The organism is Streptomyces sp. BE20 (assembly GCF_036322525.1).
GTDB lineage: Bacteria > Actinomycetota > Actinomycetes > Streptomycetales > Streptomycetaceae > Kitasatospora.
In genome coordinates this window covers 1-16,228 of sequence record NZ_JAQYWW010000567.1, presented here as the reverse complement: position 1 = coordinate 16,228, position 16,228 = coordinate 1, and the positions used below count along the sequence as shown (strand labels likewise).

At 75.7% G+C, this 16,228-nt stretch carries 12 protein-coding genes; 8 read left to right on the top strand and 4 right to left on the bottom strand.

The annotated features are described in order from the left end of the window. Positions 1–311 precede the first annotated feature (311 nt). From PUR61_RS09760 to PUR61_RS09750, 3 genes are all read right to left on the bottom strand, one after another. Complete coding sequence (locus PUR61_RS09760) at positions 312–1,856, bottom strand: carboxyl transferase domain-containing protein (protein ID WP_329877819.1); 1,545 nt, start codon at positions 1,854–1,856, stop codon at positions 312–314. Between the two features lie 375 nt (positions 1,857–2,231). Beyond that, a complete protein-coding gene (locus PUR61_RS09755; protein WP_329877817.1) occupies positions 2,232–3,179 on the bottom strand; it encodes a sirohydrochlorin chelatase in 948 nt (315 codons plus the stop codon). Then, positions 3,179–4,324, bottom strand: coding sequence for a uroporphyrinogen-III synthase (locus PUR61_RS09750; protein WP_329877815.1), 1,146 nt, complete (start codon positions 4,322–4,324; stop codon positions 3,179–3,181). Before PUR61_RS09750 ends, PUR61_RS09755 begins: the two co-directional genes overlap by 1 nt. A 399-nt stretch (positions 4,325–4,723) precedes the next feature. Here PUR61_RS09750 and PUR61_RS09745 point away from each other — a divergent pair, with 399 nt between their 5' ends. From PUR61_RS09745 to PUR61_RS09725, 5 genes are all read left to right on the top strand, one after another. Beyond that, on the top strand, positions 4,724–6,895 hold the full coding sequence (locus tag PUR61_RS09745; RefSeq protein ID WP_329877968.1) for a molybdopterin oxidoreductase family protein: 2,172 nt from the start codon (positions 4,724–4,726) through the stop codon (positions 6,893–6,895). Beyond that, positions 6,895–8,124 carry an NAD(P)/FAD-dependent oxidoreductase gene (locus PUR61_RS09740; RefSeq protein WP_329877813.1) on the top strand — a complete coding sequence of 410 codons (1,230 nt, stop codon included), beginning with the start codon at positions 6,895–6,897 and terminating at the stop codon, positions 8,122–8,124. The genes PUR61_RS09745 and PUR61_RS09740 overlap by 1 nt, the downstream gene beginning before the upstream one ends. A gap of 143 nt (positions 8,125–8,267) precedes the next feature. Continuing rightward, positions 8,268–10,874, top strand: coding sequence for a nitrite reductase large subunit NirB (gene nirB / locus PUR61_RS09735; protein ID WP_329877811.1), 2,607 nt, complete (start codon positions 8,268–8,270; stop codon positions 10,872–10,874). Further along, positions 10,871–11,338 (top strand): nitrite reductase (NAD(P)H) small subunit, encoded by a 468-nt coding sequence (locus PUR61_RS09730; protein ID WP_329877808.1) that lies wholly within the window; start codon positions 10,871–10,873, stop codon positions 11,336–11,338. The genes nirB and PUR61_RS09730 overlap by 4 nt, the downstream gene beginning before the upstream one ends. Beyond that, positions 11,335–12,696: a nitrate/nitrite transporter gene (locus PUR61_RS09725; protein ID WP_329877806.1), complete on the top strand. Its 1,362-nt coding sequence runs from the start codon at positions 11,335–11,337 to the stop codon at positions 12,694–12,696. Before PUR61_RS09730 ends, PUR61_RS09725 begins: the two co-directional genes overlap by 4 nt. A 78-nt stretch (positions 12,697–12,774) precedes the next feature. Here the strand turns inward: PUR61_RS09725 and PUR61_RS09720 are convergent, their stop codons facing one another. Next, a complete protein-coding gene (locus PUR61_RS09720) occupies positions 12,775–13,887 on the bottom strand; it encodes a substrate-binding domain-containing protein (RefSeq protein ID WP_329877804.1) in 1,113 nt (370 codons plus the stop codon). A 307-nt stretch (positions 13,888–14,194) separates the two neighbouring features. On the opposite strand from PUR61_RS09720, the gene PUR61_RS09715 reads away from it, so the two are divergent. From PUR61_RS09715 to PUR61_RS09705, 3 genes are all read left to right on the top strand, one after another. Then, a complete protein-coding gene (locus tag PUR61_RS09715; RefSeq protein ID WP_329877802.1) occupies positions 14,195–14,875 on the top strand; it encodes a TetR/AcrR family transcriptional regulator in 681 nt (226 codons plus the stop codon). A gap of 163 nt (positions 14,876–15,038) precedes the next feature. Then, positions 15,039–15,647 (top strand): universal stress protein, encoded by a 609-nt coding sequence (locus PUR61_RS09710; protein WP_329877800.1) that lies wholly within the window; start codon positions 15,039–15,041, stop codon positions 15,645–15,647. Then, positions 15,644–16,039: a hypothetical protein gene (locus PUR61_RS09705; protein WP_329877798.1), complete on the top strand. Its 396-nt coding sequence runs from the start codon at positions 15,644–15,646 to the stop codon at positions 16,037–16,039. The genes PUR61_RS09710 and PUR61_RS09705 overlap by 4 nt, the downstream gene beginning before the upstream one ends. Positions 16,040–16,228 lie beyond the last annotated feature (189 nt).

Sequence of the window (16,228 nt, the reverse complement as noted above, 5' to 3'; positions counted from 1 at the left end):
CCCGGATACGACGCACCGTCGTAGCGGCGGGCGGTGCCGCGAATCGAAGGCGGCGCGGTGACGACGCGCCGCAATGCCCGCTGAGCTGCACCGATGTCCGGATCGGGAGGGGTCGCCCGGAGCAGTCGTCGCCGGACGGCGCGGGCACTATCGACCGTCGTGGCCGTCGAATCCCTGTGAGCGCACTCACCGGACCGGCTCCCGGCACCGTCACCGACCGGCGCGCCGCCGCCACCACGGGTACAGACGATCTGAGAGCGGCGCCACAGGCGCGGGTACCGGATGCGCAGCCACGGCGCGGGAAACCGGTCTCACGGGGCGATCGCGTCCCCCAGCCGCCGGTGCCGCAGGGCGCGGGCGGCCGACCGCTCCGCCGCCGACAGCCGTGACAGCTCGCCGAGCGCGACGCCGACGGCCCGTCCGAGCCGCTCGCAGAACGCCGCCGGCTCCTCGGCGGCATCCGGAAGCTCCGGCACGACCACGTCCACCAGACCCACCGCGGCCAGGTCGTACGCGCCGATGCCCTGGGCCCGGGCCAGTTCGGCGGCGTGCGCGCCGTCCCGGTGGACGATCGCCGACGCGCCCTCCGGCGGGAGCGGCGCCAACCAGGCGTTCCCGGCGGCGAGTACCCGGTCGGCCGGCAGCAGGGCCAGCGCGCCGCCGCCCGAGCCCTGGCCGAGCAGCACCGACAGCACCGGCGTGCGCAGCGAGAGCAGGGTGGTCAGGCAGTGCGCGATCTCCACCGCGATGCCGTCCAGTTCGGCCTGGGCGGAGAGCTCGGCCCCGGCCGTGTCGACCACCGTGACCAGGGGCATCCCGAGCTGCTCGGCGAGCCCGGCGGTCCGGCGGACGGCGCGCAGGTCGGCCGCGGTGAACGGCCGCTCTCGGTCGCCGGCCTGCCGCTGCTGCCCGACCACCAGCACCGGCCGCCCTTCCAGGACGGCGAGCGCGCGCACCAGTGCGCCGTCCCGGCCGCCCGGTACGTCCAGCAGCACCAGCTCCTCGGCCGTCCGGCGGAGCAGCTCGCGGGTGCCCGGTCGGTCGGGGCGGCGGGTCCGCCGGACGGCCTCCCAGGCGTCGGGGCGTTCGCCGGACCCGGCGGACCCGCCGGGTCGGCCGGGTCGGGCGGGTCCGTCGGGCTCATCGGATCCGAGAGGCTCTCCGGGTCCGCCGGCCGGCGCCACGCGGGTCAGCACGGCGAGCGAGCGCCGCAGCACCTCGCGCAACTCCTCCGGCGCCACCACCGCGTCCACCAGGCCGCGGTCGGCCAGGGTCTCGGCGCGCTGCACGTCGGCGGGCAGCTCCACACCCCGCAGCTCCTCGTAGACGCGCGGCCCGAGGAAGCCGAGCCGGGCCCCCGGCTCGGCGAACACCAGCTGCCCGAGCGTGCCCCAGGAGGCGAACACCCCGCCCATGGTGGGGTTGCGCAGATAGGTGAGGTACGGGATGCCCGCCGCGCGGTGCGCCTGGACGGCGGCGGTGATCCGCAGCATGCAGAGGAAGGCGGCCGACCCCTCCTGCATCCTCGTCCCACCGGAGACCGGCAGAGCGACCACGGGCAGCCGCTCGGCGGTCGCCCGCTCCACGGCCCGGGTGATCCGTTCGGCCGTGGCGACCCCGATCGACCCCCCGAGGAAGCCGAACTCGGACGCGATCAGCACGACGGTCTGTCCGCCGATCCGGCCGGTGCCGGTGAGGACCGCCTCGTCCAGTCCGGTCCGCCGGCGTGCCCGGGCGAGGCTCGCCCGGTACTCGGCGTCCGCGGGCTCCGTGTCCGCCGGCTCGTCCCAGTCCAGGTGGCTCCCGGGATCCACGAGCAGCTCGACCAGCTGACGCGCCGTCAGTGAAACTCCCACCTGGTCCACCCCATCGTCCGATCCGCCCGCACCGACGAAGATCACCCTAGGCGGAGGGCGGCGGGCGCAGGGGGATTGGCGGGTGGGTGTGAGCAGTCCGACAGCTTCGCCGGCGGACGGGAGGAAGAGAGGAGGAAGAGGGGGGAGGAGGCGGAAGGGAAGGGGGGAGAGGAGAGGCGCCGGGCGCAGGCCGGTGCTCCCCCGCTCTGGGGAGAGGGATCGGGCGTCCGCACGATTCGCGACGGTCGGCGGACGCGGAGGCTGGGCACATGACGAGCACCGAGATCCTCCGACCGACCGCGACCGCGACCGCGACCGCGACCGTGACTGCTCCGCGCACCGAGCGGCCCGTCCCCCGCTGGCCGCTGCCGGTGGTCAGCCTGCTCCGGCCATGGTGCTCCGGTCGGCGTGGATCCGGGCGGCGTGGTTCCGGTCGGGACGGGCCCGGTCGTTCCCGGACCGGTCGGCGAGCGCCCGGTCGGAGAGTGCCTGACCGGCGCGTGCCCGGTCGTAGCGTTCGGCGACGAGGCGGGCGAGGCCGTCGTGGGTGCCGAGGGGCGCGCCGGTCCAGCGCGCGGGGGCGGCGGCGGCGCGGGTGGCGAAGAAGCCCGGGGCGAGCAGGTAGGTGGCGACGGCGACGTGCCGGTGGCCGGCGGCGTGCAGGGCGGTCACCGCCTGCTGGGGGGTGGGGTGGGCGGCCGAGAGGTAGGCGGGGACGACGGGCCGGCCGTCGGCGAGGCGGTCGGCCAGCATCCGGGCCATCTGCGCGGTGTCCGCGTTGGCGGCGGGATCGGAGGAGCCGGCCGCCGCGAGGACGACCGGACCGGCGCCCGCCGGGCGGCCGCTGTGGGTGAGTCGGTCGGCGAGCGCGGCGGCGAGCAGGGGGTGGGGGCCGAGCGCGGGGGCGAGCGGGAGGTGCGCCAGTCCGGCGGCGGCGAGCGCATCGGGGAGGTCGACGCGCAGGTGGTAGCCGGCTCCCAGCAGCAGCGGGACCAGGACGGCGGGCCGTCCGCGCAGTGCGTCGAGCGCTTCCGGCAGCGAGGGGCGGGCGAGGTCCAGGAAGCAGCAGCGGACGTCGAGTTCGGGCCGCAGCTCGCGGACCCGGCCGAGCAGCGCACGGCCGGTGGCGACCCCTTCGGCGGACCGGCTGCCGTGTGCGACGGCGAGCAGGACCGGGGGTTCGTCCGCAGGCGCGCGCTGCTCGGCCGGGTCGGCCACCGACGGGCCGGCGGCGCAGACGGCGCAGCCGGAGCCTGAACCCCCGGCGCTGCCGGACCGGCCGGACCGGCCGGGCGCGGTGGCGGGGTGGAGCCGGGCGGCCATCAGTCCGCCGCCAGACGGTAGCCGCGCTTCGGCACGGTACGGATCAGCCGGGCGTGCGGTCCGAGCGCCGTCCGCAGCCGGCCGACGGCCGCCTCGACGGCGTGCTCGTCGGCGACCGCGTCGGCCCAGGCCGTCCGCAGCAGGTCCGCGCGGCTGAGGACGTGGCCCGGGCGCTCCGCGAGGGCGCGCAGCACGGCCGCGCCGCGGGGGCTGAGCCAGTGGCTCTCACCGTCGACCAGGACGGCGTTCCCCTGGAGCGTCAGGGTCTTTCCGCCCAGGACGAACTCGCGGCGGCCCCGGCCCGGGAGGGTCTCCGCGAGCAGCCGGACCAGTGAGCCGAGCCGTCCGCGCTCGGGGAACACGGCGGGCAGGCCCAGTTCGGCGAACGGCCGGGCGCAGAGCGCGCCGACGCAGACCGGCAGGACGTCCCCGCGCAGCGCGTCCAGCAGCGGTTCGCGCAGGCCGTCGGCGGCGGCCGTCTCGACGAAGGCGGTGACGGCGGGGGCGCTGGTGAAGGCGAGGGCGTGGACCTGGCGGCGGACGGTCTGCTCGACCAGCCGCCGGACCGGGGAGGGGTCGTCCGGCGGTGCCCAGCGGTAGACCGGGACGGAGATCACCTCGGCGCCGCGTTCGCGCAGCGCCGCCGCGAAGGCGTGCAGCCGGACACCGTGCTCCTGGACGGCGATCCGGCTGCCGGCCAGCGGTCGGGCGAGCAGCCAGGTGAGCAGTTCGTCGGTGGCCTCGGAGCCGGGAGAGAAGCCCTCACCGAGGCCGCTGGCGCGGACCGCGCCGGTGGCCTTGGGGCCGCGCGTGAGGACGACGGCGTGTCGGCAGGCCTCGGCGAGGGCGGCGCCCCGGCCCCAGCCCTCGGCGGCGCTCATCCAGCCGCGCCAGCCGACGCCGGTGGTGGCGACGACGTAGTCGAGCGGGGCGGCCAGGCACTGTTCGGTGGCCTGGCGCAGGGCGAGGTCGTCGGCGAGCGGCATGATCCGCAGGGCCGGTGCCTCCACCACCTGGGCACCACGCCGGGTGAGTAGTGCCACCAGCTCGTCGCGGCGGCGTGCGGCGGTCACCCCGATGGTGAAGCCGGTGAGGGGTCCGGGCCGCGGGGTGGGGCGCGATCCGGTGAGGGTGGTTGTTGCCATGGCCGAAAGGGTGCGGTCCGCGCGTTACGGGCCGATTGCCCGCCGGTCACCTGCGCGTTAGTGAAAGGGCTGCTCCGGTTACGGCGGATGTCCTGGGGCGCACCACGGGTGCCGGCGGGCGTGAGGGACGTGTACCGCGCGTGCAACACGGTGGACCCTGTCGCGAAACGACCGGCGGTCACATTTCTTGCCATGACCCCCGCCACCCCCGCCGGCTCCGCCTCTACCCGTACCCCCACCCCCTCCTCAGCCGACTCCACCGCCTCCGTTCGCGACGTGTCCGACGTGCCCGTCGCTTCCGACGCGTCCGACGCTGCCGGGGCTGCCGACGCCGCGGGCGGAGCCGGCGCCGCCGATGCCACGGACACCCACTGCCCGTACTGCTCGCTCCAGTGCGGGATGCGGCTGCGTGCCACGGACGCCGGCCCGGGGGAGGCGCCCGCCGAGGTGCTGGAGCGCGCCGACTTCCCGGTCAACCGGGGTGCGCTCTGCGGCAAGGGCCGCTCCGCGCCCGCCGTGCTGGCGGTCGGCGTCCGGCTGACCGGACCGCTGCTGCGCGACCGGCCGGGCGGGCGGCTGCGCTCGGCGGGCTGGGCGGAGGCCCTCGACCGGGTGGCGACGGGTCTCGCCGCCGTCCGGGAGCGGCACGGGGCGGACGCGGTCGGGGTGTTCGGCGGCGGGGGGCTGACCAACGAGAAGGCGTACCAGCTGGGCAAGTTCGCCCGGGTGGTGCTGGGGACGGCCAACATCGACTACAACGGCCGGTTCTGCATGTCCTCCGCCGCAGCCGCGCACCGCCGGGCGTTCGGGCTGGACCGGGGGCTGCCCTTCCCGCTGGCCGACGTCCCGCACACCGGCTGCCTGATCCTCGTCGGCGGCAATCCGGCGGAGACGATGCCGCCCGCGCTCCGCTACTTCCGCGAGATCCGGGAGAACGGCGGCACGCTGATCGTCGTCGACCCGCGCCGCACCCGGACCGCCGAACTGGCCGACCTGCACCTCCAGCCGCGCCCCGGCGGCGACCTCGCGCTCGCCCTCGGACTGCTCCACCTGGTGATCGCCGACGGGCTGGTGGACGAGGACTTCGTCGCCGCCCGGACCACCGGCTTCGACCGGGCCCGGGAGGCCGCCATGGCGCACTGGCCGGACCGGGTGGAACGGATCACGGGCGTCCCGGTGGACCTGCTCCGCCGGACGGCCCGGCTGTTCGGGCGGGCCGCGACCGGCATGGTGCTCACCGCCCGCGGACCGGAGCAGCAGAGCAAGGGGACGGACACCGTCGGCGCCTGGATCGACCTCTGCCTGGCCACCGGCAACGCGGGCCGCCGGTACGCGGGTTACGGCTGCCTGACCGGCCAGGGCAACGGGCAGGGCGGCCGGGAGCACGGCCAGAAGGCGGACCAGCTCCCCGGCTACCGTTCCATCGAGGACCCGGCCGACCGCGCACACGTCGCCGGGGTGTGGGGCGTCGACCCGGAGGCCCTGCCGAGGTCCGGCCGCTCCGCGTACGAGCTGCTGGACGGCCTCGGGCAGCCGGGCGGGGCGCGGGCGCTGCTGCTGATGGGCTCCAACCCGGTGGTCTCCGCGCCGAACGCCGCCCACGTCACCTCCCGGCTGCGCGGCCTCGACCTGCTGGTCGTCGCCGACCCGGTGCTCTCCGAGACGGCCCGGCTGGCCGACGTCGTGCTGCCGGTCACCCAGTGGGCCGAGGAGGACGGCACCACCACCAACCTGGAGGGCCGGGTGATCCTGCGCCGCCGGGCCGTGGACCCGCCCGAGGGGGTGCGCAGCGAACTGTGGCTGTTGCGCGAACTCGCCGCCCGGCTGGGCGTGGAGGCCGGCTTTCCGGACGACGCCGAGCAGGTCTTCGACGAACTGCGGCGTGCCTCGGCGGGCGGGGACGCGGACTACGCGGGCATCAGCTACCGGCGGATCGCGGCGGAGAACGGCGTCTTCTGGCCCTGCCCCGACGCCGGACACCCGGGCACGCCGAGGCTCTTCCTGGACCGGTTCGCCACCCCGGACGGCCGCGCCCGGTTCGCTGCCGTGACCCACCGTCCGGCGGGGGAGGAGCCCGACGGGGAGTACCCGCTGCACCTCACCACCGGCCGGGTGCTCGCCCAGTACCAGAGCGGGGCGCAGACCCGGCGGGTCGCCGAGCTGAACGCCGCCGCTCCCGGGCCGTTCGTCGAGCTGCACCCCCGGCTGGCCGCCCGGCTCGGCATCGCCGACGGCGATCCGGTCGCGGTGGTCAGCCGGCGGGGCCGGGCGGTGGCGCCGGCCCGGGTGACCGACACGATCCGGCCGGACACCGTGTTCATGCCGTTCCACTGGCCCGGGGCCGGGCGGGCCAACAGCCTGACCAACCCCGCGCTCGACCCGGTCTCCCGGATGCCGGAGTTCAAGACGTGCGCGGTGCGGGTCGAACCCGCGGCCCGGCCGCGGCCGGAGCAGGAAGGGCGTCCCGACCGGGAGACGCGGCCGATGCGGGAGGCACGGGAGGCACGGGCGGGACGGGCGACGCGGCCCGGGGCGCGCCGGCCGGACGACACGGCACGGGCGGTGGCGTGATGCGTACGGAGCGAAGGATCGCCGTGGTCGGGGGCGGCATGGCGGGCGCCCGCTTCGCCGAGCGGTACACCGCGCTCGGCGGCGCCGGCACCGTCACCGTCTACGCTGCCGAACCGCGCACCCCCTACAACCGGGTGCTGCTGGCCGACGTGCTCACCGGACGGTACGACGCCGAGGCGATCGCCCTGCCGCTGGGCGCCGCCCGGCTCCGCGCCGGCTGCGAGGCGGTGACCTTCGACCCGGACGCCCGGACGCTCGGCCTCGCCGACGGAACGGTGGAGCCCTGGGACGAACTGGTGCTGGCCACCGGCTCCAATCCCGTGCTGCCGCCCGTCCGGGGCCTGCGCCGCGCCGACGGGGCCGGACTCACCGAGGGCGTGCACACCCTCCGTTCCCTGGACGACTGCACCCGGCTCGCCGAGGACGCCGTCACCGCCCGCCGGGCCGTGGTCGTCGGTGGCGGTGTGCTCGGTGTGAGCGCCGCCCGTGCGCTGGCCGCACTCGGTGTCCGGACCGAGATCGTCCACCAGGGACCGTATCTGATCGAGCGTCAGCTCGACGCGGAGGCGGGTGCGGCGCTCCGCGCCCGGCTCGACGGGCTGGGTGTCGCGACCTACCCCGGCAACCGGGCCCGCACGGTCGTCGCCCCCGACGGCCGGGTCGCCGCCGTGGAGCTGGCCAACGGCTACCGGCTCGACTGCGACCTGGTGGTGCTCGCCTGCGGCACCCGGCCGCGGACCGCGCTGGCCCACGCCGCCGGTCTGCCGGTGGGCACCGGAGTGCTGGTCGACGACCGCCTCGCGGCCGGCGCACCGCACGTGTCCGCCATCGGCGACTGCGCCGAACACCGGGGCGCCGTCCAGGGATCGGCCATCCCCGCCTGGGACCAGGCCGACATCCTCGCCCTGCGGCTCTCCGGCGCCGACCCGGGCGCCCGCTACACCGGCTCCCGCCCGTCGGCGCGGCTGAGCGCCGCCGGCCTGGAGTACGCGGCCTTCGGCGCCGTCGACGAGACGGGCGACGAGGGGCTCGACGTCCTCCGGCTCACCGACGCCACCCGGGGCAGCTACAAGAAGCTCGTGCTGCGGGGCGACCGGCTGGTCGGGGCCATCCTGTTCGGTGATCTGGCCGGTATCGACGCCCTCGCCGACGCCTGGGCCCGCGACGACCCGCTCACCGGGCACCCGCTGCACCTGCTCACCGCGGGCTCCGGACCCGCGCCCGGATGAGCGGCCGGGCCCGACCCCCGACCGCCGGACCCCGACCCCCGGCCGCCGCCCGCTGCCTGACCGATGTCCCGACCGCCCCGGCCCTAACAGGTTCCCCCGGTTCCCCCGTCACCCTTTCCCGCACCACCCCGAGGAGTCACGCCATGACGTCGCACACGCCCGACCGGCCGCGGGACCTCGTCCTGGTCGGCCACGGCATGGTCGGCCAGCGCTTCCTGGAGTCCTGGACCGAGCAGCCGGGCGCCGACCGCTGGCGGGTCACCGTGCTCGCCGAGGAGCCCCGCCCCGCCTACGACCGCGTCCACCTCGGCGCACTGTTCGACGGCCGCACCGTCGAGGACCTCGGTCTCTGCCCGCCCGGCTTCCTCACCGAGCACGGCATCGACCTGCGCCTCGGCGACCCGGTCACCGCCGTCGACCGGGCCGCCCGCACCGTCACCACCCGGTCCGGGCACCTGCTCCGGTACGACGCCCTGGTGCTGGCCACCGGTTCGGTCCCCTTCGTGCCGCCGGTGCCCGGCCACGACGCCGACGGCTGCCACGTCTACCGCACCGTCGAGGACGTGGAGGAGATCCGGGCCGCCGCCGCGGCCGCCGCGACCGGTGTGGTAGTCGGCGGCGGACTGCTCGGACTGGAGGCGGCCGGCGCGCTCCGGGCGATGGGGCTCGCCACCCACGTGGTCGAGTTCGCACCCCGGCTGATGGCCGTCCAGGTCGACGAGGGCGGCGGCGAGCTGCTCCGCCGCAAGATCGAGGACCTCGGCGTCACCGTCCACACCGCCGCCGGCGCGAGCGGCGTCGCCACCGGTCCCGACGACCGGGTCCGGGCCCTGACGCTCTCCGACGGCCGCGAACTCGTCGCCGACCTGGTGGTGTTCTCCGCGGGTGTCCGCCCGCGTGACCAGCTCGCCCGCGACTGCGGCCTCCCGGTCGGCCCGCGCGGCGGCGTCGTCGTCGACGAGCGCTGCCGCACCGAGGACCCGGCCGTGCTGGCGATCGGCGAGTGCGCCCAGGCCGCCGACGGCCGGGTCTACGGGCTGGTCGCCCCGGGCTACCAGATGGCCGAGACCGCCGCCCGCGAACTCGCCGGCCGCCCCGGCGCGGGCTTCACCGGCGCCGACACCTCCACCAAGCTCAAGCTGCTCGGCGTCGACGTGGCCAGCTTCGGTGACCCGCACGGCACCGCCGACGGCGCCCTCGACGTGCTGTACAGCGACAGCCGGCTCGGCGTGTACCGCAAGCTGGTGATCGGCCGGGACGGGGCCCTGCTCGGCGGGGTCCTGGTCGGTGACACCGAGTCCTACGGCGTCCTGCGCCCGCTCGCGACGGCCGGCAAGCCGCTCACCACGCCGCCCGAGCAACTCGTCCTGCCCGCGGGGTTCGCCGCCGCCGGCCCGATCGCGCTGCCCGACGACGCGGTGCTCTGCTCCTGCCACAACGTCACCCAGGGCGCCGTCCGCACCGCCGTCCGCGACCAGGGCTGCGAGACCGTCGCCGCCGTCAAGAAGTGCACCCGGGCCGGCACCGGCTGCGGCAGCTGCCTCAAGCAGCTGAGCACCGTGGTCACCGAGGAGCTGACCGCCGCCGGCACCGCCCCGCAGACCGGTCTCTGCGAGCACTTCCCGCAGACCCGCGCCGAGTTGTACGAGATCGCGCTGGTCACCGGCCTCACCACGTTCTCCGGGCTGATCGACCGCCACGGCAGCGGCGAGGGCTGCGACATCTGCAAGCCGACCGTCGCCTCCATCCTCGCCAGCCTCTCCAACGGCCACATCCTGGACGGCGAGCAGGCCGCGCTCCAGGACTCCAACGACCACTTCCTCGCCAACCTCCAGCGCAACGGCTCCTACTCGGTCGTTCCGCGCGTGCCCGGCGGCGAGATCACCCCGGACGGTCTGATCGCGATCGGCGAGGTGGCCCGCGACTTCGGCCTCTACACCAAGATCACCGGCGGCCAGCGGATCGACCTCTTCGGCGCCGGCGTCGACCAACTCCCCGCTATCTGGCGCCGCCTGGTCGACGCCGGCTTCGAGTCCGGGCACGCCTACGGCAAGGCGCTGCGCACCGTGAAGTCCTGCGTCGGAGAGACCTGGTGCCGGTACGGCGTCCAGGACTCCGTGGCCCTCGCCATCGAGCTGGAGCTCCGGTACCGCGGACTGCGCTCCCCGCACAAGCTCAAGTCGGCGGTCTCCGGCTGCGCCCGCGAGTGCGCCGAGGCCCAGAGCAAGGACTTCGGCATCATCGCCACGTCCGCCGGCTGGAACCTCTACGTCGGCGGCAACGGCGGCATGACCCCCCGCCATGCCGACCTGCTCGCCGCCGATCTGGACCGCGATACCCTGATCCGCACCATCGACCGGTACCTGATGTTCTACATCCGCACGGCCGACCGCCTGGAGCGCACCTCCGTCTGGCTGGAACGGCTGGAGGGAGGTCTGGACCACCTGCGTGCGGTCGTCCTCGACGACTCGCTCGGCATCGCCGCCGAGCTCGACCAGCTGATGGACCGTCACGTCGGGTCCTACCAGGACGAGTGGGCCGCCACCCTGGCCGACCCGGACCGCCTGCGCCGGTTCGCCTCCTTCGTCAACGCCCCCGGCACGCCCGACCCGGCCGTCACCTTCGTCCCCGAACGCGGCCAGATCCGCCCCGCCCGCCCCGACGAGGACGGCCACGTCCTCACCGCCCCCGTCTACGCCCCCACCCCGGTCCTGGTGGCCGGTCCCCGACTGGAGGTGCTCGCCAAGTGACCGTGGAGATCCACGACGGCAACCGCTGGCAGCCCGTCTGTACCCTCGACGACCTGCAGCCCGGCCGCGGGGTCGCCGTCCTCCTCGCCGCGGCCGACGACGGCAACGACGCGCAGGTGGCCCTCTTCCTCGACCGCGCCGGCGCCCTGCACGCCGTCGACAACCGCGACCCGTTCAGCGGCGCGTACGTCCTCTCCCGCGGCCTGCTCGGCAGCCGCGGCGACCGGCCCACCCTCGCCTCGCCGATGTACAAGCAGGTCTTCGACCTCACCGACGGCCGCTGCCTCGACGAGGACACCGCCCCCGACGGCAGCCCCGCCGTCCTCCGGCGCTGGCCCGTCCGCACCACCGCCGAGCACACCGCCCCGGGCACCGACCCGCAGACCGACTCGCAGACCGACTCGCCAACCGTTCCGCAGACCGTCCCGAGCACCGCCCCCATAATCCGGGAGGACCAGGCATGAGCACCGCCGTCGAAACCCCGCCCGCCCGCGCCGGCAGAGCCGGTGCCCCCACCCTCACCCACTGGGATCCGGAGGACACCGAGTTCTGGGAGCGCACCGGCGCCCGGACGGCCCGCCGCAACCTCGTCTACTCCGTGGCCTCCGAGCACATCGGCTTCTCGGTCTGGAGCCTCTGGTCGGTCCTGGTCCTCTTCCTCGGGCCGGAGTACCACATCGACCCGGCCGGGAAGTTCACCCTCACCGCCCTGCCCACCGCACTCGGCGCCGCGCTCCGCCTCCCCTACACGTACGCCGTCGCCCGCTTCGGCGGCCGCACCTGGACCGTGATCAGCGCCCTGCTGCTGCTCGTGCCCACCGTGCTCGCCGCGCTGGTCCTCACCCCCGGCGTCTCCTACGGCACCCTGCTCGCGGTGGCCTGCGTCGCCGGCGTCGGAGGCGGCAACTTCGCCTCCTCGATGGCCAACATCAACGCCTTCTACCCGCACCGCCTCAAGGGCTGGGCGCTCGGCGTCAACGCCGGCGGCGGCAACCTCGGCGTCCCCGCCGTCCAGCTCCTCGGCCTGCTCGTCCTCGCGACCGCCGGCGCCGGCCACCCCCGCCTGCTGCCGCTGCTCTACCTCCCGCTGATCGTCCTCGCCGCCGTCGGCGCCTGGCGGCGGATGGACAACCTGCCCGCCACCCCGCGCTCCGCCGACCGCTCGTTGCGCGAAGTCGCGCGAGACCCGTACGGCTGGGCCGTCTCGACCCTCTACATCGGCACCTTCGGCTCGTTCATCGGCTTCGGCTTCGCCTTCGGGCAGGTCCTCCAGGTGCAGTTCCACGACCGCTTCGACACCCCGGTCAAGGCCGCCGCGCTCACCTTCCTCGGCCCGCTGCTCGGCTCCCTGCTGCGCCCGGTCGGTGGCCGGCTCGCCGACCGCTGGGGCGGCGCCGTGGTCACCCTGGTCACGTTCGTCGCCATGGGTGCCGGCACCGCCGTGGTGCTGTCCGCCTCCCGGGCGGGCTCGCTGCCGCTCTTCCTCGCGGGGTTCATCGCGCTCTTCGTGCTGAGCGGCATCGGCAACGGCTCGACGTACAAGATGATTCCGGCCCACTACGAGGGCCGCTCCCGGGCCGCCGTCGCCGCCGGTGCCGATCCGGTCGCCACGGAGGCCGCGGGCCGGCGCCGCACCGCCGCCCTGATCGGCCTGGCCGGTGCGATCGGTGCCTTCGGCGGGGTGCTCGTCAACCTGGCCTTCCGCCAGTCCTTCCTCTCCAGCCGCAACGGCGACGCCGCCTACCTGGCCTTCCTCGCCGCCTACCTGTTCTGCGCGGCGCTCACCTGGGTGGTCTGGCTCCGGCCCGGCGCCCGGCGCTGACGGCGCGCCCGGCCCGGGACGCGCCCGGCGAACCGCCGCGGGCCCCGGACGCAGTACGCGTCCGGGGCCCGCGGTCGGTCAGTTGTGGGTGTGCGAGCCGCATGCGGGGCCCGGCAGCGGGAGGAAGCCGTGCAGGCGGATGTCGGCGGCGCCGGTGCCGCTCCGGCAGATCCAGCCGGACGGGCCGAAGATGGCGCGTAGCGCGACACCGTGCGCGTCCAAGGTGTTCCACTCGGACTGGCGGACGGTGTTGTAGAGGACTCGCCCGTACGCCGAAGCCGAGTAGGGCGCGCTGATGGTGTGGGTCGTGGGGTTGACCGGTTGGACGTTGTTGACCGCGCGTGGCACGAGCACCCCCGGGTTGTCGGTCGGGGTGGAGTAGCCGCCGTGGACCTGGCCGACGTAGCGGCCGACGGAGTACGGGACGATCACGTCCGGGTCGTGCAGGACCGCGTCGGTGCCCTGGTTCTCCCGTTCGACGACACCGACGCACGAGTGGTCCGTCCAGGGGTCCCCCACGATCGCGGAGTAGTAGTCGAGGGCCTGAAGGAAGAACCCGGAGGAGTCCATGGAGGCGCCGTCCACCCCCGACCGGGTCACCAGGAGGTGGCCGGCCAGCATCGGGCGGATGGTGGCGTCGGGCAGCGCCGGGTCGATCTGCCGCCAGTTGGTGACGGTGCAGGTGTAGATGGCGCGCAGCTGCGCGGTGGTGAGGTTGGCCGGGGCGTGGCCGCCGGCCGGGGCGGCCCAGCTGACGGCGTCCTTGGCCATGGCGACGAACAGCGTGTTCACGCTGTCGTCGACCTTCGGGCCCCGGGTGCTGCGGGCGAAGTCCAGCGTGCCGCTGGTGGTGGAGGCCAGCGCGATGATTCCCGCGTTGGACCGGTCGGGGCGGACCAGCGAGGACGATCCCGCCTTGGGGGTGATGAGGGTCGTCCCGGTGGAGTCCCAGCTGTAGAGGCGGGGCGAGGTGGTGTTGCCGGCGGCGGTGAGGGAGGCGTTGTAGTCGGTGGAGAGCTGGTTGAAGAGCGACTCCGTGACCTGGGCGCCGACGCCGACGATGTCGGTGGCGGCGGGCGGGGGCACGGGGATCGGCCGGGGCGGGTCGGCGAGCGCCGGGGCGGCGGAGGCGAGGGCGAGCGCGGCGGCCAGTGCGAGGGCCGGGGCGACCCGGGCGGTGAGACGGTGCACGAGGTGAACTCCCTTTCGGGGGCGGGCGGTCGGGCCACCGGGATCATCGGTGTGCCGGTCCGTGACCCGGAAGATCCCAGGCTTCTGGGGGGTGGACGTCCCCGCAGGTCACCCCCTGTCCCCGCCCGCTCCGACTGCCACCTGTTCTTCCACCGGACGCCCCCCGTACGCCGCCGCCGTACCGGCGCGGTCCGTCGCCGGGGTCCGTCACGGCGGTCTGTCGCCCGGGTCCGTCGCCGGGGTGCCGGCCGGCCGGGTGGCGGGCGGCGTTTCCGGCGGAAAACGCCCAGGTTGCTAGGGTCGGGGGATGACAGCGAGCGGCGCAGGCGGCGCGAACCCCCCGGTGCGGTTGCGGCGCGACGCGCAGCGCAACCGCGATCTGCTGCTGACCACCGCCCGCGACCTGTTCGCCCGGCACGGGCTGGACGTGCCGCTCGACCAGATCGCCAAGGAGGCGGGCGTCGGCAACGCCACGCTGTACCGGCACTTCCCGACCCGGGAGTCCCTCGTCGCCGAGGTGTTCGCGGACGCCGCGACGCTGCTCGGCGACGCCGGTGCGCAGGCGCTGGCCGACGAGGACGCCTGGGGCGCCGTCGAGCGCTACTTCGAGCGGATCTTCGAACTGGTCGCCGCCGACCGGGGCATCAACGACCTGGTCACCCAGGCCATCCCCACCGTCCCCGGGATGATCGAGATCAGTCGGCGCAACGCCGAGACGGTCGGCGTGCTGGTCGCCCGCGCACAGCAGCAGGGCACCATGCGGACCGACGTCGTCACCATGGACCTGCTCTTCATGCTCGGCCCGCTCTGCCGCGCGCTGCCCGCCACCACCGACCTCCGTCCCGACCTCTGGCGCCGCTACCTCGCCCTGCTGCTCGACGGTTTCCGTACCCGGGCCACCCACCCGCTGCCGGTGCCGCCGATCGGCGAGGAGCACCTGGACAAGATGTTCGCCGACCTGTGGGAGGCGGACGGGCCCGGCGCCTGACCCGCTCCCGGGCCCGGCGCCGCCGCCCGCGTCAGGAACCCGTACGGACCGGCGCCCCGCGCGTCAGGGCTCCGTCAACGAACGGCCCTTCCCCCTCCGCCGGGGATTGGCTGGAGCTGAGCACCACACCAGTGAACAGCCAGCCGGAAGGACGGACAGGGCCATGGCGGACAGCGGCGCCGGCACCCACGCGGACGAGCCGATCGACCTCCCGATCGACCCGTGGAACGAGCAGGAGAACGACGAGCAGCACGGCGGGCAGAGCGACGGCGGCCGGGGCCGGATCGTGGTCGGACTCAGCGGCTCGCTCGGCAGCCTCGCCGCCCTGCACCGAGCCGTCGCCGAGGCCCGCCGCCTCGACGCCGAGGTCCTCGCGGTGCACTGCTGGACCCCCGTCGGCGGCGAGTTCGGCTACCGCCGCTCCCCGTGCCCGCCGCTGCTCACCGCCTGCCGCGACGCCGCCGCGGCCCGTCTGCGCGAGGCCCTCGACCGGGCCTTCGGCGGCACCTCGGCGGGCGTCCGGCTGCGCGGCGCGGCGGTCCGGGGCGAGACCGGGCAGGCTCTGGTCCGCTGCGCCGATCGGCCGGGTGACCTGCTCGTCCTCGGCGCCGGCAGCCGGGGCGCGCTCGCCCGCGCGCTGCGCCCGTCGGTCACCGCCTACTGCGTCCGGCACGCGGCCTGCCCGGTGCTGGCCGTCCCGAAGCCGCCGCTCCAGCGCGAGCTGGAGGCGCTCCGGCGCCACCACCGCGTCCGGATGCCGGTGACGGCATGAGCACCCGCCTCCGGCCCGCGATGTCCGGAGCGGTCGCCCTGACCGCCTCCGCCGCACTCGCCCCGCTCCTCGCCGTGCTCGGCGAGCTCCGCGCCACCTGGGTCGCGCTCGCCGGCTACGCGGTGCTGTGCGCCGCTGTCGGCCGCTGCTCGCGCCCGTCCGCCGCCCCGTTGGTCGGCCTGGCCGCCTGGCTCTTCCACAACGGGTTCGTCGAACACCGCCGGGGCACTCTCGGGTGGGCCGGCCCCGCGCCGGAGACCGGCCACCTCCTCCTCTTCACCGCCGCAGCCCTCGCCTTCGCCGTCCTCGCGGCCCTGCGGCGTCCGCACGCCCGACGGCGTCCGCGGCCCCGTGACCGGCGTCCCGGCCGCCGGTTCGGTCTCACCGCCTGACCGACCCCCCGGGGTGCTCCGGGCGGTCGTCCGGGGTTCTCCCGTGGTTCGGGCGGCCGTTCCGGGCTGGTACTGTTCTTCCTGTCGCGAGGGAGATGATCTCTCGTCAGGCGTCAGTGGTGCTACCAGAGCACGTCCTACTTTCAGTAGGGAGAGTCCGTGCAACCCGGGCCTGGCGCTCCACGTCGG

Excerpts from the sequence above, each read along its gene's own strand:
- PUR61_RS09725 (WP_329877806.1), top strand. The coding sequence starts at position 11,335 with ATGAGCACCGCCGTCGAAACCCCGCCCGCCCGCGCCGGCAGAGCCGGT.
- PUR61_RS09755 (WP_329877817.1), bottom strand. The coding sequence starts at position 3,179 with ATGGCCGCCCGGCTCCACCCCGCCACCGCGCCCGGCCGGTCCGGCCGG.
- PUR61_RS09750 (WP_329877815.1), bottom strand. The coding sequence starts at position 4,324 with ATGGCAACAACCACCCTCACCGGATCGCGCCCCACCCCGCGGCCCGGA.
- nirB (WP_329877811.1), top strand. The coding sequence starts at position 8,268 with ATGACGTCGCACACGCCCGACCGGCCGCGGGACCTCGTCCTGGTCGGC.
- PUR61_RS09705 (WP_329877798.1), top strand. The coding sequence starts at position 15,644 with ATGAGCACCCGCCTCCGGCCCGCGATGTCCGGAGCGGTCGCCCTGACC.
- PUR61_RS09740 (WP_329877813.1), top strand. The coding sequence starts at position 6,895 with ATGCGTACGGAGCGAAGGATCGCCGTGGTCGGGGGCGGCATGGCGGGC.
- PUR61_RS09710 (WP_329877800.1), top strand. The coding sequence starts at position 15,039 with ATGGCGGACAGCGGCGCCGGCACCCACGCGGACGAGCCGATCGACCTC.
- PUR61_RS09715 (WP_329877802.1), top strand. The coding sequence starts at position 14,195 with ATGACAGCGAGCGGCGCAGGCGGCGCGAACCCCCCGGTGCGGTTGCGG.
- PUR61_RS09745 (WP_329877968.1), top strand. The coding sequence starts at position 4,724 with ATGCGGCTGCGTGCCACGGACGCCGGCCCGGGGGAGGCGCCCGCCGAG.